The organism is Bacillus cereus group sp. BfR-BA-01330 (assembly GCF_022663885.1).
Classification (GTDB): domain Bacteria; phylum Bacillota; class Bacilli; order Bacillales; family Bacillaceae_G; genus Bacillus_A; species Bacillus_A cereus.
This window is the reverse complement of the sequence record NZ_JAKUGK010000003.1, coordinates 540,367-563,591: the sequence shown is the minus strand read 5'-3', so window position 1 is coordinate 563,591 and position 23,225 is coordinate 540,367. Positions and strand designations below refer to the sequence as shown.

Genomic DNA, 23,225 nt, shown 5'->3' with positions numbered 1-23,225 from the left:
TTCGATAAACTATCGAACTCAGTGTGCTTTTCGTCTGAAAAAATTATTGTTTTCTTCTACCTAATACGAATAATACTCCGCCAACTAAGAATGAAATTCCCGCACCAACTGACATCATCCATGGATGTGCTGCCCCTGTTTTCGGTAATTCTTTTTCTACTTTTACTTGCGAGTCTTTATTTAACTTTTCCAGTCTTACTTCCGGTTTCTTCAGATCTTTCGGGTCTTCCGGTTTCACTTCTGGCTCCTTCGGTTCTTTCGGATCCTCTGGTTTCACTTCTGGCTCCTTCGGCTCTTTCGGATCTTCCGGTTTCACTTCTGGCTCCTTCGGCTCTTTCGGGTCTTCCGGTTTCACTTCTGGTTCTTTCGGATCTTCCGGTATCTTAAAATCTTCTTTTGTTTTCGGTAAAATTGTAACTGTAGGCTCAAGTGGTGTATTTATTCTATCGTCCACTATCGCTCTATTTGTTATCCCTTTACTTGGTGCTGCTTTTACCTTCGCTTTAAAAATAATACTACGTTCTTTCGTATCTGTAATTTCTAGATACTTCGCTATTACTTTTCCAAACTCCATTTTTAACTCTACTGGATTTGGTTCAGCCCCTTCAAATCGAATACTATCTTGCACGTACTCTAAACCGGCTGGAATTTCATCTTCTATCTTTACCTCAGCTAATTTTCCGTTTTCTACCGTATTTTCAAAGCTAATTCGGTATTCGATTTCTTCTCCTAGCTTCGGTTCTTTATTACTTACTGTCTTCGTTGCTTTTACCTTACCATCTTTATATTCTGGCTTTATTGTCGCTGTCGGTTCCATAACTGGATGATTTGGATCATCTACGTGAATAATCGCTTTATTTGTTATTTCCTCTCCAGCTTTTACTGATTCTTTTACCTTTACTTTAAAGATGATACTTCTTTCTTTCGTATCCGTAATTTCTGGATACTTTACTGTTACTTTTCCATTCTCAACTTTAAGTTCTGTTGGTACAGGCTTATCACCTATAGCCTTCAGACTATCTTTCACATACTCTAAACCAGACGGAATTTCATCTTCAATCTTTACATCAACTAACTTCCCGCCATCTACTATGCCGTTAAAAGTAATTCGATATTCGATTTCTTCCCCTAGCTTTGGTTCATGATTACTTACTTCTTTCCTTGCCTCTAGTTTCCCATCTTTATATTGCGGTGTAATTGGTACAAGTGACTCAACCGGTGGATTTGTCGGATTATTATCATCCACAACCGCCTTGTTTATAATTTCTTTTCCTACTTGTACCGTTTCTTGTACTTTCGCTTTAAAGATGATACTTCTTTTTTTCGTATCCGTAATTTCTGGATACTTTGCTGTTACTTTTCCATTCTCAACTTTAAGTTCTACTGGAATTGGTTCCGGCCCATCAGACTTTATACTATCTTGTACGTATTCTAAACCGGCTGGAATTTCATCTTCTACCTTTACCTCAGTTAGTTTTCCGTTCTCTACCGTATTTTCAAAGCTAATTCGATATTCTACTTCTTCTCCTAACTTCGGTTCATGATTACTTACTGTTTTTTCTGCTTGTAATGCACCATCTTTATATTGAGGCTGTATAGCGACATTCGGTTTCTCTGGTGGGTTTATTGTATCTTCCACAACCGCCGTATTCACAATCGCTTCGCCAATTTTAGCTTTATCTTTCACTTTTACTTTAAAGACGATGCTTCTTTCTTTCATGTCCGTAATTTCTGGATATTCTGCGAGTACTGTGCCGTTTTTCACTTTCACATACAACGGTTTCGGATTCTCTCCCTCGGCTCTTTCACTACCTTCTACAAACTCTAAGCCAGTTGGTAATTCATCCTTAATCTTCACCTTCGCTACTTTTCCATACTCTACTACGTTACGGAAAGTAATTCGATACTCTACTTCTTCTCCTAATTTTGGAGCCGGATTATTTACTGTTTTCTCAGCTTTTAGTTTTCCGTCCTTATACTCCGGCGTAATAATCGCTTCTGGTTTTTGCGGCGGATTCTTCGGATTATCATCATCCACAATTGCCGTATTCACGATTTTCTTACCGACTTTTACTGCTTCCGTTACTTTTACCTTAAAGCGAATACTACGCTCAGCTGTATCAGTAATATTTTCATACTTCGCACTAACCTTACCAGCTTCTTCTTTTAACTCTACTGGCGCTGGCTCATTACCTTCTGATTTTAAACTATCCTTCACATACTCTAAGCCAGTTGGTAATTGATCCTCAATTTTCACTTCTGCTAGTTTTCCGTTTTCTACCGTATTTTTAAAACTAATTCGGTACTCTACTTCTTCTCCTAGCTTTGGATCTTTTTTGCTTACCTTTTTATCAGCTTTAAATTTACCAGCTTTATGCTGCGGTGTAATATCTACTTCCGGTCGCTCTGGTGGATTTTTTGTATCATCAACAATTGCTTTATTTACAATTGCTTTGTCCACTTCAACAGAATCTTTCACCTTCACTTTAAAGATAATACTTCTTTCTTTCATGTCAGTGATATTTTCATACTTCGCACTAACCTTACCAGCTTCTTCTTTCAACTCTACTGGGGCTGGCTTATCACCTTCTGCTTTTAGACTATTTTTCACATACTCTAAACCAGACGGAATTTCATCCTCAATTTTCACTTCTGCCAACTGTCCATCTTTCACCGTATTATTAAATGAAATTCGGTATTCGATTTCCTCACCTAGCTTCGGTTTATGATTATTCACCTTTTTATGAGCAGCAATTTTACCGTCTTTATATTGCGGTGTAATTTTCGCTGTCGGTTCAGTTATAGGGTGGTTCGGATCATCAACGTGGATAATCGCTTTATTTGTAATGTCCTTACCTATTGTAACCGAATCTTTCACCTTCACTTTAAAGACGATACTTCTTTCTTTCGTATCCATAATCTCTGAATACTTTGCCATTACCTTACCATTTTCTACTTTCAACTCCACTGGTTTTGGCTCTTCACCTTCAGCCTTTTCGCTTCCTTCTACAAACTCTAATCCAGCTGGAATTTTATCTTCTATCTTTACCTCTACTAGTTTTCCATCTTTCACCGTATTATTAAAAATAATTCGATATTCGATTTCCTCACCTAACTTCGGTTCACGATTACTTACTTCTTTTCTTGCCTCAATTTTTCCATCTTTATATTGTGGTGTAATCGGTACATAAGGCTCTTCTGGTAGATTCTTTGTATCATCTACAATTGCCTCATTTACGATTTCTTCTCCCACTTTTGCGCTTTCTTTTACCTTCGCTTTAAAGACAATACTTCTTTCCTCTGTATCTGTAATAGCTGGATACTTTGCCATTACTTTATTATTTTTCACATGTAGCTCTACTGGTTTCGGTTTAGAACCTTCTGCTGTGATGCTGCCTTCTACATACTCTAAACCATTTGGTAAGGCATCCTTTATATTTACCTCTGCTATTTTCCCGTTTTCTATCGTATTTTTAAAACTAATTCGATATTCTACTTCTTCTCCTAGTTTCGGTTTATGATTATTTGCCACTTTCTGCGCAGCAATTTTACCATCTTTATATTGCGGAGTAATTTCCACATGAGGCTCTTCTGGCTTATTTTTTGTATCTACTACGATTGCTTTATTAACAATCTCCTTACCTATTTCTACCTCTTCTTTTACTTTCACTTTAAAGATAATACTTCTTTCTTTTGTATCGGTAATTTCTAGATACTTTGCCATTACCTTACCGTTTTCAAATTTCAATTCTACTGGACTAGGCTTAGATCCTTCTGCTTGTAAACTGTTCTCTACATACTCTAATCCAGCTGGAATTTCATCTTCTACTGTAACCTCTACTAGTTTTCCGTTTTCTACCGTGTTTTTAAAACTAATTCGGTATTCTACTTCTTCTCCTAATTTCGGTTTTTTATTGTTTACAAATTTCTCCGCTTTAAGCTTACCGTCTTTATATTCTGGCGTAATTGTTACTTCTGAAGTTGTTGGATCTTTTGTATCATCAACAACTACTTTATTGACAATGCCTTCACCAACCTTAAATTCTTCTTTTACTTTCGCTTTAAAGACGATACTTCTTTCTTCTAGATCCGTAATTTCTGGATATTTTGCGATTACTTTTCCATCTTTCACTTTCAGTTCTACCGGATTTGGCTTAGAACCTTCTGCTCGTAAACTATCTTTCACATACTCTAATCCATTTGGTAAATCGTCTTCTATTTTTAACTCTGCTAGCTTTCCGTTTTCTACCGTATTTTTAAAGCTAATTCGGTATTCCACTTCTTCTCCTAACTTCGGCGTTTCATTATTTACCGTCTTCTTCGCTTCCACTTTTCCGTCTTTATGCTGTGGAGTAATTTCTGCCGTCGGTGTTTCTGGCTCATTTTTCGTATCATCAATAATTGCTTTATTGACGATTTTTTTACCGACTTTCACTTCATCTTTTACTTTCACTTTAAAAGTGATACTTCTTTCTTCTGTATCCGTAATCTCTGGATACTTCGCCATTACCTTACCATTTTCCACTTTCAATTCTACTGGATCCGGCTTATCACCTTCTGCTTTCACACTGTTTTCTACGTACTCTAAACCTTCGGGTAAAGTATCTTCTATTTTCACCTCTGCTAGTTTTCCGTCTTCTACCGTGTTTTTAAAACTAATTCGGTATTCTACTTCTTCTCCTAACTTCGGCGTTTCATTATTTACCGTCTTCTTCGCTTTCACTTTTCCGTCTTTATGTTGCGGAATAATTTCTGCTGTCGGTGTTTCTGGCGGATGTTTCGTATCGCTCACAATCGCTTCATTAACAATTGAATCGCTCACTTTACCTTTTACTTTCACTTTAAAGGTAATACTTCTCTCTTTTGTATCTGTAATCTCAGGATACTTTGCCATTACCTTACCGTTTTCAAATTTCAATTCCACTGGATCTGGCTTAGAACCTTCTGCTTTTACACTATCTTTCACATACTCTAATCCATTTGGTAAATCATCTTCTATTTTTACCTCTGTTAGCTTTCCATGTTCTACCGTATTTTTAAAGCTGATTCGGTATTCCACTTCTTCTCCTAACTTCGGCGTTTCATTATTTACCATCTTTTTCGCTTCAATTTTTCCATCTTTATACTGAGGAATAATTTCCGCTGTCGGATTAACTGGCTTATTTTGCGAATCATCAATAGTTGCTTTATTAATGATTTTTTTACCGACTGTTACTCCTTCTTTTACTTTCACTTTAAAAACGATACTTCTTTCTTCTGTATCCATAATTTCTGGATATTTTGCCATTACCTTACCGTTTTCAAATTTCAGCTCTACTAAATCTGTTCCGGCACCTTCTGCTTTCAAACTATTTTCTACATACTCTAAACCTTCTGGTAGAGTATCCTCTATTATCACGTCTGTTAGCTTTCCGTACTTAACCGTATTTTTCATACTAATTCGGTATTCTACTTCTTCTCCTAACTTCGGTGTTTCATTATTTACGATTTTCTTCGCTTTAATTTTTCCATCTTTGTGTAATGGTGTGATTTTTGCTTCTGGTTCTTTCGGATGCTTCATATCATCAACAATTGCCTTATTAATGATTTCCTTACCTACTTCCGCTTCTTCCTTCACCTTTACCTTAAAGACAATACTTCTTTCTTTCATATCCGTAATATTTTCGTATTCAGCAATGACTTTTCCATCTTTCACACTTAACTTTAATGGAGCTGGTTTATCACCTTCAGCCTTTTCACTGCCTTTTACATACTCTAAACCGTTAGGAATTGTATCCTCTATCGTTACCTTTTCTAGTTTTCCGTTTTCTACCGTATTTTTAAAGCTAATTCGGTATTCTACTTCTTCTCCTAGTTTTGGTGATGGATTATCTACTGTCTTCTTCGAATCAATTATTCCATCCTTATATTGCGGAGTAATTCTTTCTTCCGGCTCAATCGGTGGATTTTTCGTATCATCAACAATTGCTTTATTGACAATCTCTTTATCTACTTTTGCTTCTTCCTTCACCTTTACTTTAAAGACGATACTTCTTTCTTTCATATCCATAATATCGATATACTTAGCTTTGACTATTCCATTTTCAACAGCTAATTCTACTGGTCCAGGTGCTTCTCCTTCGGCCTTGATACTATTTTCTACATATTCAAGACCTTTTGGAATTGTATCTTCCACTCGCACCTCTTCAAGTTTTCCGTTCTCAACCGTATTATGAAAACTAATGCGGTACTCGATTTCTTCGCCTAACTTTGGCTTCTTATTATTAACTACCTTTGTAGCAGCAATTTCACCTTTTTTACTTTGCGGTGTAATAACAACCTTTGATTCAACAGGCTCATTTTTCGGATCTTTTGCAATTGCTTTATTTACGATTGCCTCCCCTACTTTTGCCGAATCTTTTACTTTCACTTTAAAAACAATACTTCTTTTTTCTGTATCCGTAATTTCTGGATACTTTGCCATTACTTTGCCGTCTTCCACTTTTAGTTCTACTGGCTCTGGTTTTATACCTTCAGCTTTCAAACTATCTTTCACGTATTCAACACCTTTAGGTAGTGTATCTTCTACTAGCACCTTTTCTAGTTTTCCGTTTTCTACCGTATTATAAAATGTAATTCGGTATTCCACTTCTTCTCCTAGTTTTGGTGTTTGATTCGTTACGCTTTTTTCAACATCCACTTTACCGTATTTATAATCCGGCGTAATCTTTTCTTCTGGATACTCAGTTTGTCCATTCGGCTCACTCACAACCGCTTTATTAACAATCGTTTCTCCGGCTTTTGCCTCTTCTTTTACTTTCACTTTAAAGGCAATGCTTCGCTCTTTTGTATCCGTAATCTCTGGATATTTTGCGATTACCTTACCATTTTCTACTTTTAACTCTACTGGATTTGGTTCAGCACCTTCAGCTCTCTCACTGCCTTGAACAAATTCTAAGTTAGCTGGAATTTCATCTTCTATTGTAACTGCATCTAGTTTTCCGTTTTCCACCGTATTTTTGAAGCTAATTTGATATTCAACTTCTTCTCCTAGCTTCGGCTTTTTATTTGTTGCTTTTTTCTTTGCAGCAATTTTACCGGCCTTATGGTGTGGTGTAATCTTCTCTTCTAAATCCTTTGGTGGATTTGTTTTATCACTAACGGTTGCTTTATTAACAATTTCTTCACCAATTTTTGCAGTTTCTTTTACTTTTGTTTTAAAGACGATACTTCTTTCTTCCATATCCATAATTTCTGGATACTTTGCAATTACTTTTCCATTTTCAAACTTCAGCTCTACTGGCTCTGGTTTTGCACCTTCTGCTTTCAAACTATCTTTCACGTATTCAAGATTGCTTGGTAATTCATCTTCAATGGTCAATACATCTAGACGTCCATCTTTTGTCTTATTTTTAAATGTAATACGATACTCTACCTCGTCACCTAGCTTCGGTGTTTTATTAGATGCTATTTTTTTAGCTTCTATTTCTCCAGGGATCTCTTTTGGAGTCGTAACCGTAATATCTGCATCATCTGCAGTTTCATAATTTACCTCGCTACTATCTTGTCCCTTTAAAACAACGATATTTTTTACTGTTGTATCTGATTGTACAGAAGCTTTCACTTTTACTTTGAATGTAATAATAGCACTTTCACCAGGCTTTAAAACACCGCCGTCTTTAGCATTTGCACCTTCACCAATACGGAAATCAATTTGATTATTTACAAACTCTGCTTCATCATCGCTTGCATTATCTGTTTTATTTCCTTTATTACTTCCAGACACATATTGAATAGATCCCGGAACATACTCTAAACGATCATCTAATTTATCAAAACCTTTTACATTAGATACAGGGGCTTGGTTATTTTTCGTATCATTTTTCACTTCAATTTGATACGTAAACTCTTCACCAGCTTTAACGTCCTTAATTTCTTTCCCAGCACTATCTAACGCCTTTTTATCAACTTGTAAGTTTGGCGCATTATGTTCTGTAACAAATGTAGCGTTATTTAATACGTAAATATCACCAGTAGCACCATTTGCTTTAAATTGCATTTTACCTTCTTTTAAATCATTTTTTACTTTAGCAGGTCCTTCAAGATGATACGTATGAATATCAGTACTAAATGAATTTGTCCAATCCGGATTATATCCTGGATATTTTTTCGTAACAAACTCGTTAGTACCATCCACTTGCACTTCTGTCATAGATGAATCATTAACATCATTTTTTTTACCGTTAATGTTTTCTAAATCTTTATAACCGAATCCAAAATCATACTGCCCAAAATCATAGGCATATATATCATTTTCAGCAGGATCTCCTTGTGACGAGAAATAACTAAATTTCGCCTTAAAAGCCCCTTCTTTTGGCGTATTTATTTTATTAATACCAATAGTTGTCCAGGCTGCACTTTTTTGAGCAACTAACCCTTCCCAAATCTTCATATCTTTTACGGTTTCTTTATGGTTTTCATACACTAATATAAGATTCCAGTTGCCCCAGTAGTAACCACTGCCTTTTTCAAATTTAATTTGTGGCACATTCGCAACTGTCACCGTTTGAGAAATACCTTGCTTTGCAATTACATTTGTTACGTCAGCATATGCAACATAACCGGCACCAGCACCCGAGTAATTTGAAATATACGGTAAATAATCCGCTTTTCGTATACTATCAGCACTTACTTCAACGTATCCTTTATTCCCCATTTTCATTTTAACGGGCTCTCTTACCTCTGCATCGCTAACTCTATACTCTTTAGATGGATAAGTTGGCGTTCCCATAGCTGCTGTCCAAAATAAATACGCCTTTTTCACTTTACTTCCAGCAGGAATGTTAGGAAAAGCTCCTGTTGACGAATTAAAAGTACTATCATCGTTATCAACGTCCACAGTCATTTTATTCGTCTTATACCCCAGACTTTGTCTGCCATAATGATCGGTCGTCAAACCAAGTGTTACATTACCAGTCTGTACTAAATTACCAGCAGTAATTGTAGAATACAGTGGATCTCCAAATCCTTGCTTATCCCCTGTTTGCATTTGAACCTTCGAAGCATTCTCTGATGCAGCTTGTACTTTTGCATCGCTCTGATTTTCCGCTTCTTTTTCTAGTTTCTCAGCTTCGGTTACTGGTTGTTTTGGTGGTTCTGTTTTTGATGTAGGGTTATTTTTATCTTCTACAGATACTTTTAGCTTTTCATCAACTTTTTTAATTGTATTATTAGCTGATGGGCCAACTTCTTTCTTACTACTGTCAGCCTCCTCATCGGCATTAGCTGCTACCTTTTCTTCAGAAGGGATTCCCTCAACATCTACAGACATGTTCCCTATTTGTAGTTGATCCTTTTGCACACTAATTTTTTGCTTATACTCATTATTAAAATGTTGTGCACGACGAGCTTTTATTAACACAGTCATTTTTTCATGTGATTTTAAATCTTTAATTTTAAGATTAGAAGAAAGAACCTTTCCTCCCTTATCTTTTTCCTCTACATAGAAATCCGCTACCTTATTTTCAGGTAACTTCTCTCCGTTTACTTTCACAGATTGCGAAGGGAACGTAATTTCATTTTCATTATTTTGTTTAAGCACCAATTCTTGAATTGGTGTAGCTCCCGTATTTTCAATCGTATATTGAAATACGTGCTCCCTCTCTGCTACTTCTCCCTTATATATTTCAGCATTTACTTGCTCTGCCTTAATTTTCACATCATTTCCTTGTAGCTCATCCCAGCTTTTTTTATTTATCTCTGTAGCAAAAGCACTGGGTGAAGGCAATATGATGGATAGGAGAAGTGTGATCATCGTTACGACATTAAAACACTTCAATACTTGCTTCATATTTTCTACCTTTCTCCTTTCTATATACTTGCTATCCGTCTACTTAATTTCGTAGCCGTATACATAGCAATATATATCCACTCGCAACAATCCGACCTACGAAAATGTATCGTTGAAATCCCAATGTCAACAATATAAATCTCATAGAATATTACTATTTTAATTTATCAAAAATAGCATATATATATCGGACACTTATACAAACCTTCACCATTTTTTAACATAGTAAAAAATGCCCTATTGTATAGGTTTATATAACAGTTTAAGGATACATAAAAAGCTTAACATATCTCTTAATCTATTCATACATACAATAGAAATTTTACCATTTTTAGTCATTTCAGTTTGTTATTTATGATTAAAATTTTCAAAAAACAATAACCGTTACATGTAAAAATATGTTATATTATCAAGGAACGTATGTTCTTATTTTAAAGGAGGAATTTGTAATGATAAACGAACCCATTATCGTAAAAAAAGAAGTTTTCCAAGCAATCGGCGTTTCGATTACGACGACTAACGAAATAGAGGCATCTACTGAAGGGAAAATTCCCGAGCTCTGGAACCGATACTTTCAAGAACAAATGATGCATCACATCCCAAATCAAAAAACGAAAGAAACATTCGCATTCTACTCCAACTATGAATCAGATGAAACTGGTACATATACATTTACAATCGGTACGACCGTTTCTTCATTAGAAGACGTTCCTGAAAATATGACAACTTTAACAATACCTGCTGCTACATATGCGGTATTTACAACGAGAAAGGGACCAGTTGCTGAAGTCGTTTGCGAAGCTTGGGAATATATTTGGCAATGGTCGAAAGAAAATAAACGTGCCTTCACAACAGACTTCGAGCTTTACGACGAAAGAGCATTAGACCCAAATCATGCACAATTGGGTATTTATATTGCGTTAGCCTAAAAAAAGATGCCCATTCGGCATCTTTTTTTGTCGTTAAATAGCTACTGGGCAAATTCATTATTATTGTCTACAATGAGAAAGTGCAGTATAGAAATATTAGAAACTGTATAAAGTGAAACTATAATTAGTGGGGCATCTCCCATTAAGTATTAGCCCTCACCAATCGGACGTTTACTGGTTTTTTAGTTTAAATTTGTCACATAGAAAGGAAGCAATATGGAGGAACTACAACAAAATAAAACTGCTTTAGAAGGAAGCGGAAAACCGTTATTAAAAAATACAAATTTCCTTTTTCTTTGGGCAGCTACTCTTTTTTCAAGCTTTGCTTTAGCCTTTTTTACTTTTTCACAAACGTGGTACATAGCAAAAACATTAAACCTTGAAGCTTCACTCGGTGTTGTTTTCGTAGCCCTTAGTGTTCCAAGGCTTATTTTTATGATTGTCGGCGGCGCTGTAGCTGATAAATTCCCGAAAAAAAATATTATGTTTTACTCCAATATCATTCGAGCGATTCTTGTCGCAACCATTCTCACATGGTTTATCGTTGGTGATGTAACGCTATATACATTTGCTTTATTCGCTTTATTCTTTGGACTTGCTGATGCTTTCTTCTGGTCAGCAGATGGATCTATCTTACCGGAATTGGTAGAAAAAAGCCGGTTAACACAAGCGAATTCACTTACACAAATGACGAACCAAGCATCGGTCATCTTAGGCCCTGTACTTGGCGGAATTCTCATTAAATTTACGAACTATGAGACAATCTTTTCCATTACGATTTTATTACTGATTGTCGCGGCCATACTCGTTCAAAAAATACAATTTACGATGCCAGAACAAAAAGATACAGATAAAGGTATGTTCACTTCCATTAAAGAAGGAATCTTATATGTAAAGGAATCGCCATTCCTTTCAACTTTCCTTATTTGTAGCGCCTTTTTAAACTTATTTTTAATCGGCCCGATGCAAGTTGGTTTCCCGCTTTTTGTTAAAAACGTGCTGCATGGTGATTCGCTCCAGTTTAGTTACTTAGAAGCATCTGTAGGCGGCGGAATGGCAATCGGTGCTGTCATTGTCGGTTTAAAAAATATTAATCGTAGACGCGGTCTATTTTGTATTATCATGATGCTACTGTCTGGTGTATTCTTCTTATCCATCAACTTTAGCACCGTACTTTGGCAAGCATTATTAGCCGGCATGTTTTATGGTATTACAATCGCAATGGCTATCGTTCCGCTTATGGCGATGATTCAATCGACAGTAAAAGAGGAAATGATGGGACGCGTAATGAGCTTACTTATGCTATCATCAATGGGCTTTATCCCGCTCTCTTATGCATTCACATCAATCGCACTTGCAATGGGAATTCCAATCGTAACCGTTATGAAAAGCGGTGCAATTGCTGTTATCGTCTTCGTACTATTTGTAGCGATTCGTGTTCCAGTTGTAAGAAAGTTCGACTAGCTACTTGGAGTCATGTATTATACGCATGGCTCCTTTTTAAATGGATCAAATAACGCTATCCCCTTACTTCTTCTCACAGCTGCTCCCCATTCTAATCCAACCTCTAAAAATAAATCTCGCACTGTACTATATAAAAGTGCCTTCACATTTTTACGGATTTCCCCATATTTATAAGCTCTCACAACACTCTTCACTCGCCAAATGAAATTTCCATACACTTCTTCATCAGCTAATATTTGCTCTAGTAACCCGCTCTTTTTATACGCAAGCTCGACCTTACTCCAAAATATATTAATTTTCTTCGGATTACTCGTCATCGGTACCAGTTCGTATATAAAAGGCTTCGGTATATCATGACGGCAATACGTCTCATCAAGCTCGTACGTTATTTTTCTTTTCTCTTTTATTTGTGGAATGTTTTTAGAAAGAATTGTTTCTCCCTCGGATTTTGGCTCCTTTCCGTTACAGCCAGCTGTATAATCCTCACTTTCACATGCGGACATTTTCATACGGTCATCCATGCGGTCAATTGCAGATATAAGAAAAATATATAAGTTCGCACTATACCCACCGCGCTTATGTCTTTCTTTTGTTGCAACACGCTTTATAATTCCTAGTTCCTCTAACTTTGCAATTGAACGGCGTACTGTACGAATACTCTTTCCAACATTCTTCGCAATCGTCTCCATTAACGGACAGGCGACCCCTACTGTTTTTTGTTTCTCATTCACCGCATATTTTCCTAAAAAATGAATAATGGTAGCATCCGTTTTATTCAATTGAAATCGATAGCACTTCAAAACTTGTTTTTGATATGTATTAAACTCTTCTTTACTTCGAAATTCACTGTATGGTTTCATTAAATTATATAAGCTTCCCATTTATATCACCTCATTTATAAGTAAGAGGCAGGAAGAGAATTTGGCGTGGAATTTAATATTTTTTTAATGGAGATGAAAATATGATCGTAATTAGCGCTTGTTTAGGTGGTATAGCTTGTCGATATGACGGAAATGACAATCTCGTTTCAAAAATAGAGGAGCTACTACAAAAAGAAGATACAGTCCTCATTTGTCCTGAAGTATTAGGAGGACTGCCAACACCTCGTCCTTCTGCTGAAATTATTGGCGGGAATGGCGACGACGTTTTGGACGGAAAAGCGAAAGTGATGACAAAAGATGGTGAAGATATCACAGAAGCTTTCGTAAATGGTGCTTATAAAGCATTAGAACAAATTAAAAATTTACACCCAGAATATATTATTTTAAAGGAACGTAGTCCATCTTGTGGCAGTTCTACGATTTACACTGGAGAATTTAACGGCAATAAGCAAACTGGTTACGGGGTAACTACTGCTTTATTTAAAAGACACGGATTTAAAGTCATTTCAGAAGAAGAATTTGAAAACAAAAAAAGGAATTGACCCTGTTCGTCAATTCCTTTTTATCTGTCTTATTTCACATTTAATTTTTCTTTCACTTTCGCAGGAAGCTCGTCTTTCTTTACTTCTTCCCAAGCTGATACACCTTTTTTATCTGAGTGATATACGCGTAGGAATGCCTCTTTACGAAGATTTTTCACAGCTGTAAATTCTAATTCTTTTTCTTTACCTTCTTTATCAAATCCAGTTAGTTTATATTGATAATCTTTATATGGTTCACCATTACTAGACTTACCATTATACTCTTTTCCATCTACTGTAATTTGAACGTAGTACTCATCTTTACCCATACGGTTTAAATCACAACCAACTAACAAGCTTGCAAATACAACTAAAATACTAAACAGTGCAATGTATCTTTTCATTTCCTTCACCTCATATGTTTTTTCTTATATTCTTATCTTAAAGCCAAGAGCTTAAAGAAGAAATTCAAAAACATGACATGAACATTACACTTTTGTAAGATAATAATTATTTCTTCACTTTAGAAATCGTCATTCTATCACCAATTGGAACCAGTACAGATTGTAAATGCGGGTCGTTTGCTATCATTTCATTAAACTTCTTCATAACTTCTGTATAACGTTTTTGTTTCGCACGCTCATCAGCTACACTACCGCCAATAACGTCTTTCACGCCAATTTCGCCACTTATCACGTAATTTCCTTATACCGTTTATTACGCCTTCTATTATGCCCTCAATTATAATCTCTATTACAATATATCTTACTAAATTAATAATAGGTTTAATTACGTATCTCCCTATGAATTCAAGAATATCCTCCACCATATTTCCCTCCTTTTTTCAAAAGGAAACTGCTACTCCTCCGCGTCCTTTTACGTCCAATTACAATTGCTGCCCTACTGCGGTATATATCAGCAAAAATAATACGACAACAACATCCACAATAACGCTATTGAATTTGGAAGAAACTTCGGTAAATACTAATACTATAACATGGCTAAGAGAATTATTTTTTCATCTATATTTGGGGGTGCTCCCAAAAACTTTATAAAATCAAAGACAACTTTACTACAACTCTTCCCGTAACTAATTTATTATCGTGGTAAACCGTCTTCCACTACATCCGTAACAGTTCCATTCGGTTCAAAGATTACACGTAATGATCCTTCTCCACCATAACCAGTATAGTCATATACTGAATAAGATTTATATTTCTCAATCACATGTGGCTGTCCAATTGCAGCTTTTACCTGATTCGCGGGCATACCTTTTTTTATTTTCAAATATTGATTGTAACTTACTGCTGCCGAATTGTTATTTACATCTTTATACCACGGTACACGATCGTTTTTTTCTTCATATTCCTTTACAGGCTCTTCAATACGTTTCGTAGATACCCCATTCTCCTTACCTTTATCTTTATCATTATCTTTATCTTTATCTGTATCCTTTATAGCAGTACGTTCAATATTCACAACGTAACCATATGTATTTAATTCAACCATAATTTCATATGTACCATCCGTATCTTTTTCAGTATAAAATACGCGTTTTTCATTGTTATTATAATATTTTATGTTCTCACCACCGTAGTCAATCGTATTAAGAATATCTGTATACGTCATACCTTCCTCAATTTTTTGAGATTCATCATGAGAAATATAACGCTTCTGTGATGATGAAGCGTCCTCATTTTTAATACTTTCACGTTTACTCGTAGTCATAGGTGTTTTCTTCTGATCTTTTAATACGTCTCCTTCCGCCCTCGCTGGTTGCTTTGCTCCTACTTTTGTTAATACGTCTGTATCGCTAGAACAAGCTCCCAAAATCGATACTGTAGTCAACGCCATCCCTACTATAAGTACTTTCTTAAATGACTTCACTCTAATCCCCCCGGTGTTTTTTAATATCTAGTAATCAACGTATTTTAATTAATACGGAACTATTCAGTTCTATACAATTTGCTATAGCCTTCTCTCTCATGCACCTTTTTTATATACAGTGAAACTTTAATCAGTCCTCACCAATCATCTTCGTTACAAATATTAACATTAAATATAACTAATAAATAGTATATTTCTTCTATTCATTTACATTTCTGTTGCATAATATTTTCCGAAACGAACAATATGAAACTTGAATGAACAATTTTCATCATATATTCCATATATAATAACATTAAAATTTAATTTAAAAGTCACTTTGCATGCATTTTCTGTTTTAACGCCAAAAGAAAAGACCTTTCTAACGATTTTATTCTATCGCTAAAAACTTAGCATTCTTCTGGCTTACCAGCATTCGTCGCTGTACGGAAAAATGATCCAAATCTGCATGATGCGATTGCGTTTAGATAATCAATCGTGAATTATGCGTTCAATTTAAAGCAGGTTAAAAAATAATAATTTCTTATTCAATTAACCTATTCATTAGTTTAACAACCTAATGTTGCTGTACCAAATGATAGTTTAGTTTTCAATATGTGAAAAGGGATTTCTAAATGATGAATTGAATATATATTTATTGTTTACGCGTTTTTGAGAGGTTCCTTTATGGGAGATAAGCTTTACTATATTCCTGTACTTCGCACAGTTCTATAATAACTAATGGTGATGCTGTGACGTGATTTTCTATTAGTGAGATAAAGTATTTTTCAATTCATTTATTATAAATTGCAACTCTCGTCCTCCAGAATTATTTCTTTTGGGTGAAAGTTTTTTTATGATATAAGTTTCATTCTGTCCTAATTTAAAGTTTTCGAGAGGAGAAATGATATGAACTCTATTTTATTAGATGTTCCGTTACAAATAGAAACAGACAGACTCATTCTTCGAGCACCCCTTCAAGCTGGTGAAGGGGATATAGTACAACAAGCTATTAAAGATTCCATTAATGAATTAAAGCAATGGTTGTCTTTATTTCAGTCCATTCCTACTGTTGAAGAAACGGAAATTCTTCTGAGAAATGCACATATAGATTTTTTGAAAAGAGAAAGCTTTCGCTATCTTATCTATCATAAAGAGACGAATGATTTTGTTGGAACAGCTAGCCTTCATCGAATTGATTGGAAGGTTTCTAAATGTGAAATTGGATACTGGATTAACACGCAATTTAGTGGCAGTGGATATATGACAGAAACAGTAAGTGCGTTAACAAACCTTGGATTTCAGTTATTCAAATTTAGAAGGATTGAAATACGATGTGAATGTAATAACACGAAAAGTCGTGCACTCCCTGAAAAACTAGGCTTTGAACTTGAAGGGATATTACGTAATGAAGATTTTTCAGCTGACGGCAAACAACTAACTGATACTTGCATCTATGCAAAAATAAAGTGAAATATTGATTAACCTTGGTAATCGGGCTTTTACGGCAAAAGAAAAGACCTCCTTAACGATTTTATTCCATCGCTAAAAAGGTCTTTTTCTATTTCGGCTAAAACCTTAGCACTCTTCTGGCGTACCAGCATTCGTCGCTGTACGGAAAGATGATCCACATCCGCATGATGCGATTGCGTTTGGATTGTCGATTGTGAATCCGCCACCAAGCATAGATTGTTTATAATCAATTTTTACTCCTTTAACAATTGGAGCACTTTCTGTATCGATAACAAATTCAACACCGAAAAACTCAAGAACTGTGTCGTCTTCTTTTGGTTCTACTTCAAATCCTAAGCCGTAAGAAAGGCCAGTACATCCGCCGCCATGTACAGCAAGGCGCACGTACTTCTCTCCATCTTCAGCATCTTTTAACATATCTTTAATTTGAAAAGCTGCTTGTTCTGTTACTTCAATCATGAAATACACCATCCTTTCTGTTCTCATTCTATTATACATCTTTACGCTTCTATCTTGTACTCATACACTCCGCGGCAAATTACTTCCGCAGGTCCTTTCATTAACACGTTTCCTTCTTCTGTCCACGCAATCATTAAATCGCCGCCAGCTAAATGGACTGTAATTTCTTTACCACGTTCCATCTTCCCATTCAAAATAGCAGCTACAACGGCAGCGCATGCCCCTGTTCCGCAAGCTTGCGTTACACCTGAACCACGTTCCCAAACGCGGAAATTCATTTCTTCATCGTTTAAAATCTCGATAAATTCAACATTCACTCGCTCTGGGAACATTTCATGTGTCTCAAGAACTGGACCAAGTGTTGTAAGGGGTGCCTTCTCTACATCCTCAACAAAAATAACCGCGTGCGGGTTCCCCATTGAAACAGCCGTAAATGCATAACGATGATTATTATATAAGAAGTTTTCACGAATAAATGGTGTTTCACCTTCACCGAGCATCGGTATTTCTGCACGTGTTAGACGCGGTGCTCCCATATCGATTTTCGCTAATGTCACGAAACCATCTTCTACTGTTACTTCAGCCGTTACAATGCCAGCTAACGTTTCAATTGTGAAAACTGTTTCCTCTACTAGTTTATGCTCATACGCATATTTCGCTACGCAGCGCAAACCATTACCACAGCTCTTTCCTTCTGATCCATCATTATTAAACATACGCATTTTCACCGGAGCTACATCAGACGGACAAATTAAAATCATTCCGTCTGCTCCAATACCAGTATTAATATTTGAAACCTTTTCCGCCACAAGAGCTAAATCTTCTTCAGGAATTTGCTCTTCAAACATATTTACATATATATAACTATTGCCAAGACCATGCATTTTTGTAAAAGAAAATTGGCTCATTTTTATTCACTCCAAAAATAATTTGTTATGTTAAGTATAGAATGCATGCTTTTAGAACACAATATGAATGTCCCCCGTTTCTCATATTTGACAACGTTTGGCGATGAGCCACTCTTACACACATTGTGTAAGAAAAAAGCCCTTCTAAAAAGGGCCTTTTTTTATTTATCTATAGTATTAAACTACCCTCCAAAATAACGTTTTATCTAAAATAAAATGAAAAAGGCGTTGCTCATTCGCAACACCTTAAAACATTGGATTTTCATCCAAATACTCATATACATTATTAACAAGCTCTTCTACTGTTGCACCTTGTACAACTTCACCATTTACAAGTGCAAACGGTCCTTCAAAACAAATACCACAATATCCTAAACAACCATACTCCATTACATCTAAATTTGGATCTTTTTCTAACTTTTCTAGAGCTGCTTGTGAACCACTTGCAAGGTTACCTACACAAAATTCAATTAATGGTTTAATCAAAATTCTCCCCCCTGTACTACAAAACAAATTACCTTCTGACTTCATCTATAAGAAGAAAACTAAGCTGTCTCTTGTTGTTTTCGTTATACATCCTAAACTATTTAGTTACTTCACTATTTCACTTCAAAGTAGATGATTTTATTTTATATAACATGCTACTTGCAATGAAATAGTAACTAAAAAGGCAAAACAGTTTACTTTACTTTTCTTCTTATTGTACAACAGAGTATTCATTCATGCATTGTTATTTGTTCACAAATTCGATATAATTTGATTGAGTAAAGTCAAAATATTTTATTAATATAAAATTTTATGATTAGGGGATATTTCAACAGAAAAGGGGTAATCCATCATGAAACACCTCGTAATACTAGGTGGCGGCTACGGTGGAATGAGAATTCTACAAAGGCTACTTCCAAGCAACCAACTTCCAGATGATGTACAAGTGACATTAATCGACAAAGTACCATATCATTGCTTCAAAACTGAATATTATGCATTAGTTGCGGGTACTATTTCAGAAACGCATATTCGTATACCGTTTCCTGAACACCCACGCCTCAATATTCAATACGGCACAATAACAAATATTGATCTCGAAGAAAAAGCGGTTCATCTCGATGGCGGCGAAGCAATCCAATATGATGATTTAATTATCGGACTTGGCTGTGAAGATAAATATCATAACGTTCCTGGGGCGAAGGAATATACACATAGTCTACAATCAATTGAACAAACACGTAAAACATATGAACAATTAAATAGTCTAGAACCAAATGCAACAGTAGCTGTCGTTGGTGCTGGCTTAAGTGGTGTGGAAGTTGCAAGTGAACTTCGCGAAAGCCGTTCTGATTTAAAAATCTATTTATTTGATCGAAAAGATAGAATTTTATTCCCGTATCCAGAGAAATTAAGTAGATACGTAGAAGAATGGTTCGTAAAACATAAAGTTAATATTATAAGAAACTCTAACATTACAAAAGTGGAACCAAATATTGTGTATAATCACGATGAACCACTTGAATGTGATGCAATTGTCTGGACAGCTGGTATTCAAGCAAATGAAGTTGTTCGAAACCTTCCAGTTGAACAAGATGGTAGCGGACGGGTTGTCTTAACAAAATATCACAATATTCCAAACAACGAGCACGTTTACGTTGTAGGAGATTGCGCAGCACTTCCACATGCACCATCTGCCCAACTTGCTGAAGGTCAAGGAGAACAAATTGTCCAAATATTATTAAAACGTTGGAATAATGAACCACTCCCTGATGAACTACCTGTTATTAAATTAAAAGGTGTTCTAGGATCTCTTGGTAAGAAGCATGGATTCGGTTTACTCGCAAATCAACCGTTAATGGGACGTGTACCAAGATTATTAAAATCCGGCCTTCTTTGGATGTACAAATATCATAAAGGTTAATACTTTACAGGCTGTCTACTATGTAGGCTGCTTCTTTGCATCAGTTTTTAAAAATTATCAGACACATCTTTCTCAATATGTATAATGATTTATTTTTCATTTTTATATTAAAAACTATTGATAAACAGTGTATGCTATTTGTAAGTTGTTTTATTATTTCCTTGAAGACCGAATTCATTCGGTCTTATTTTTTATGTTATAAATACTTTTGTAGGAGGCATTACATTCCACTTATGAACTTATCGAAACTAAACAATCGAATAGAAGCGAAAAAGAAAGAGTTAATCTATCTCGTTGAACGATACGGATTCACTCATGATAAAGTGATTTCTTTCAGCCAAGAATTAGATCGTTTACTTAACTTATTAATAAAACTCAAGACGCAGAAAAAACGTTGTTCGTTATAACCATTTCCCCCTCTTTTTTGATACGATATAACTAGAATCAGAAAGGAGCGATTTATGTTTATATTAAAAGACGTTATATATAAAGATATACTACACATTCCTTATTTACAGATTCAAAAAGAAAAGATCACTTGCATTATCGGTGAAAGCGGAAGCGGAAAAAGCACATTGCTTCGCATGTTAAACGATTTACAATCTCCAACATCCGGCACAATTGAATATAACGGAAAGTTAATTTCTGATTATCCGCCTATTCAATTACGTCGTGACGTAGTTATGCTTGGGCAAACTCCACCTCTTTTTGATGGAACCGTTAAAGAAAATCTATTAATGGGACTTCGTCTTTCTGAAAAACCATTTCCAAATGATGATGCCCTGCGGAGCGCACTACAAACCGTTAGCTTAGACAAGCAATTAGAAGATAGCGCCTCCTCATTATCCGGCGGTGAAAAACAAAGACTTGCCTTTGCACGTATCGTACTTATGGATCCGCCTGTCTATTTATTAGATGAACCAACTTCAGCATTAGACAGTGATACAGAACGCCGCGTTATGAAACAATTTACTGAACTAGCACGAAAAAAGAAAAAAACAATTATCTTCATCACACACTCACAACAACTTCCAGAAGAAATTGCAGACGACATTATTGAGATTAGTAAAGCAAACGGTGCAACTAGAAAGGAAGTGCTCTCTGTTGAAGGGCGTTATTGAACTCCAAATTTGGCAACTTGCAGCTGCCTATATTTTTATTCTTATTTTAATTGGACTTGTAAAATTAAAAGGAATACCTCGCGAAAAACAAATCGCGCTCGCAACATTCCGTATGACCATTCAGCTCGTACTTGTTGCATATGTCCTTACATACGTATTTGAAAACAGTAATCCATTTTATACAATTGCTCTCATTACTTCTATTACTACCTTTGCAATTTTTAATATTTATAAACGAGTTAACATCCCGATGTCTAAAGAATTAAAACGAGTAGCCGCCCTTTCCATGGTCGCCGGATCAATTGGGCCACTTCTACTATTTATCTTCGTTATTATCGGTCATGACCCTTGGTATGCTCCGCAATATATCGTCCCTATTACAGGAATGTTAGTTGGGAATGCCATGACTGGTGTTTCTCTCGGCGCAAATACGTTCTTAAACAATATGAAGTCGCAAAGAGGTCAAATTGAAGGTGCACTTATGCTCGGAGCAACACCGAAAGAAGCTGCTGCTCCGCTCATTCGAGACGCTTTTGATTCTGCTATTTTACCAACAATTAATTCTATGGTCGGAATGGGGATTATAAGCTTACCAGGCATGATGACTGGTCAAATATTATCCGGTGTATCACCATTCACAGCCATTCAATATCAAATCGCTATCATACTCGGTATTTCAGGAAGTACTGCCTTTGCTGTCATTATCTTTTTACAGCTTGGATATAAAACGTTCTTTAATAAGCGATGTCAGTTGAAAGAAATTGACTATGGTGCACGGTGAATCGTGCGTAGTTCACGATGAATGAAATTATATTAACGATTTTTTCAATATATCTATCATAACTTGCAATATATCAACGATTTTTCAAATATATCTATCATAACTTGCAATATATCAACGATTTTTCAAATATATCTATCATAACTCAGAATATATCAACGATTTTGTACGAAATATCGATTTACCGACAAAAAGTGACATAATAAAAAGAGGAGGCTATTCGCCTCCTCTTCTATTTACTTACGCCTTCTTAACGAACTGTGATTTTAACTTCATAGCTCCGAAACCGTCGATTTTGCAATCGATATCGTGATCGCCATCAACTAGACGGATACTCTTTACTTTCGTACCGATCTTCACAACTGAAGAAGTTCCTTTTACTTTTAAATCTTTAATAACAGTAACTGCATCGCCGTCTTGCAGAACGTTTCCGTTCGCATCTTTTACAACTTTTGCACCATCATTATTTTCAGCTTCTGCTTCTTGGCCCCACTCATGAGCACATTCTGGACATACGAAAAGAACGCCATCCTCATACGTATATTCTGAATTACATTTTGGACAATTTGGTAAAGTAGCCATAAATTCATTTCCTCCGTTCATTATTTATACGTAAAAATCAAAATTGATGTTTACATCTCGATAAATAAAATTTGTATAGCATTTCTTTATAGTGCCATAGTCTCACGTTATTGACAAGCCTACCTCAAATTCTCATTTTTTATTGTATTTTACAAAATTTCAATTTGTATGCCGTTTTTCTATTTGCTCTTCTACTAATTTTAAAAATCTTCGTTGTGCATTTTTATTTTTTACAAGCAATCGAACTCTTAGCTTACTTTGTAAATATGAGCGAACTTTGTAGTTCGTAATAAATAACTTTCGATACTTTTCGTCTTCATATATCATTCGAAACCATTCATACTGCTGCAAGTAACGTATGTTAGCATCAATCTTTTTCGTGTGTAAACCCGTACTTAAACTAATCGATCCTATTAGAGCTTCTATTAATACTGAAATCATTTCTCTCCCCCTAATAAACAAAAGAAGAACCTTCACAAGATTCTTCTTTTCAAAATGAACG

At 35.6% G+C, this 23,225-nt stretch carries 18 protein-coding genes and 2 pseudogenes; 8 read left to right on the top strand and 12 right to left on the bottom strand.

Annotation, left to right across the window (positions count from 1 at the left end; translation table 11 throughout):
* Positions 1-43 precede the first annotated feature (43 nt).
* Complete coding sequence (locus MR112_RS11920; protein WP_242244979.1) at positions 44-9,829, bottom strand: isopeptide-forming domain-containing fimbrial protein; 9,786 nt, start codon at positions 9,827-9,829, stop codon at positions 44-46.
* Positions 9,830-10,278: 449 nt separating this feature from the next.
* Between MR112_RS11920 and MR112_RS11915 the strand changes: the two genes are divergently transcribed.
* Entirely contained in the window at positions 10,279-10,758 is a 480-nt protein-coding gene (locus tag MR112_RS11915; protein WP_242244978.1) for a GyrI-like domain-containing protein, read from the top strand.
* A 216-nt stretch (positions 10,759-10,974) separates the two neighbouring features.
* A complete protein-coding gene (locus tag MR112_RS11910) occupies positions 10,975-12,222 on the top strand; it encodes an MFS transporter (protein ID WP_226368325.1) in 1,248 nt (415 codons plus the stop codon).
* 17 nt (positions 12,223-12,239) lie between these two features.
* On the opposite strand, the gene MR112_RS11905 is transcribed toward MR112_RS11910, so the two are convergent.
* Positions 12,240-13,103: a helix-turn-helix domain-containing protein gene (locus MR112_RS11905; RefSeq protein WP_242244976.1), complete on the bottom strand. Its 864-nt coding sequence runs from the start codon at positions 13,101-13,103 to the stop codon at positions 12,240-12,242.
* Between the two features lie 80 nt (positions 13,104-13,183).
* On the opposite strand from MR112_RS11905, the gene MR112_RS11900 reads away from it, so the two are divergent.
* Positions 13,184-13,645 (top strand): 2-thiouracil desulfurase family protein, encoded by a 462-nt coding sequence (locus MR112_RS11900; protein WP_242244975.1) that lies wholly within the window; start codon positions 13,184-13,186, stop codon positions 13,643-13,645.
* A 29-nt stretch (positions 13,646-13,674) separates the two neighbouring features.
* On the opposite strand, the gene MR112_RS11895 is transcribed toward MR112_RS11900, so the two are convergent.
* The 5 genes and pseudogenes from MR112_RS11895 to MR112_RS11875 form a co-directional block, all read right to left on the bottom strand.
* A complete protein-coding gene (locus tag MR112_RS11895; RefSeq protein ID WP_088025397.1) occupies positions 13,675-14,028 on the bottom strand; it encodes a YxeA family protein in 354 nt (117 codons plus the stop codon).
* 106 nt (positions 14,029-14,134) lie between these two features.
* Complete coding sequence (locus tag MR112_RS11890; protein WP_098125859.1) at positions 14,135-14,320, bottom strand: O-methyltransferase; 186 nt, start codon at positions 14,318-14,320, stop codon at positions 14,135-14,137.
* A gap of 113 nt (positions 14,321-14,433) precedes the next feature.
* Positions 14,434-14,618 (bottom strand): annotated as a pseudogene (locus MR112_RS11885) (hypothetical protein).
* 104 nt (positions 14,619-14,722) lie between these two features.
* The gene (locus MR112_RS11880) at positions 14,723-15,511 is read right to left on the bottom strand and encodes a hypothetical protein (protein ID WP_242244974.1); all 789 of its coding nucleotides are present in this window, start codon (positions 15,509-15,511) and stop codon (positions 14,723-14,725) included.
* A gap of 389 nt (positions 15,512-15,900) precedes the next feature.
* A pseudogene (locus MR112_RS11875) lies at positions 15,901-15,993 on the bottom strand (iron-sulfur cluster assembly accessory protein); the annotation flags it as partial.
* Between the two features lie 406 nt (positions 15,994-16,399).
* On the opposite strand from MR112_RS11875, the gene MR112_RS11870 reads away from it, so the two are divergent.
* Positions 16,400-16,963, top strand: a complete 564-nt coding sequence (locus MR112_RS11870; RefSeq protein WP_001084691.1) for a GNAT family N-acetyltransferase — start codon at positions 16,400-16,402, stop codon at positions 16,961-16,963.
* Between the two features lie 105 nt (positions 16,964-17,068).
* On the opposite strand, the gene MR112_RS11865 is transcribed toward MR112_RS11870, so the two are convergent.
* From MR112_RS11865 to MR112_RS11855, 3 genes are all read right to left on the bottom strand, one after another.
* Positions 17,069-17,422 carry a HesB/IscA family protein gene (locus tag MR112_RS11865; protein ID WP_053563443.1) on the bottom strand — a complete coding sequence of 118 codons (354 nt, stop codon included), beginning with the start codon at positions 17,420-17,422 and terminating at the stop codon, positions 17,069-17,071.
* A 41-nt stretch (positions 17,423-17,463) separates the two neighbouring features.
* Positions 17,464-18,330, bottom strand: coding sequence for a diaminopimelate epimerase (gene dapF, locus MR112_RS11860; protein WP_000077392.1), 867 nt, complete (start codon positions 18,328-18,330; stop codon positions 17,464-17,466).
* Positions 18,331-18,576: 246 nt separating this feature from the next.
* Positions 18,577-18,816, bottom strand: coding sequence for a YuzB family protein (locus tag MR112_RS11855; protein ID WP_000595026.1), 240 nt, complete (start codon positions 18,814-18,816; stop codon positions 18,577-18,579).
* Between the two features lie 352 nt (positions 18,817-19,168).
* On the opposite strand from MR112_RS11855, the gene MR112_RS11850 reads away from it, so the two are divergent.
* From MR112_RS11850 to MR112_RS11835, 4 genes are all read left to right on the top strand, one after another.
* Positions 19,169-20,239, top strand: coding sequence for an NAD(P)/FAD-dependent oxidoreductase (locus MR112_RS11850; RefSeq protein ID WP_000682065.1), 1,071 nt, complete (start codon positions 19,169-19,171; stop codon positions 20,237-20,239).
* Positions 20,240-20,472: 233 nt separating this feature from the next.
* The gene (locus MR112_RS11845; protein WP_001054090.1) at positions 20,473-20,646 is read left to right on the top strand and encodes an aspartyl-phosphate phosphatase Spo0E family protein; all 174 of its coding nucleotides are present in this window, start codon (positions 20,473-20,475) and stop codon (positions 20,644-20,646) included.
* 54 nt (positions 20,647-20,700) lie between these two features.
* The gene (locus tag MR112_RS11840; protein ID WP_000470263.1) at positions 20,701-21,360 is read left to right on the top strand and encodes an ABC transporter ATP-binding protein; all 660 of its coding nucleotides are present in this window, start codon (positions 20,701-20,703) and stop codon (positions 21,358-21,360) included.
* Positions 21,344-22,141, top strand: a complete 798-nt coding sequence (locus MR112_RS11835; protein ID WP_000679254.1) for an ABC transporter permease — start codon at positions 21,344-21,346, stop codon at positions 22,139-22,141. Before MR112_RS11840 ends, MR112_RS11835 begins: the two co-directional genes overlap by 17 nt.
* A 240-nt stretch (positions 22,142-22,381) precedes the next feature.
* Here the strand turns inward: MR112_RS11835 and phnA are convergent, their stop codons facing one another.
* Together phnA and MR112_RS11825 are read right to left on the bottom strand one after the other, a co-directional pair.
* A complete protein-coding gene (phnA, locus tag MR112_RS11830) occupies positions 22,382-22,723 on the bottom strand; it encodes an alkylphosphonate utilization operon protein PhnA (RefSeq protein WP_000212737.1) in 342 nt (113 codons plus the stop codon).
* A 159-nt stretch (positions 22,724-22,882) separates the two neighbouring features.
* Positions 22,883-23,164 carry a hypothetical protein gene (locus MR112_RS11825; protein ID WP_000626489.1) on the bottom strand — a complete coding sequence of 94 codons (282 nt, stop codon included), beginning with the start codon at positions 23,162-23,164 and terminating at the stop codon, positions 22,883-22,885.
* Positions 23,165-23,225 lie beyond the last annotated feature (61 nt).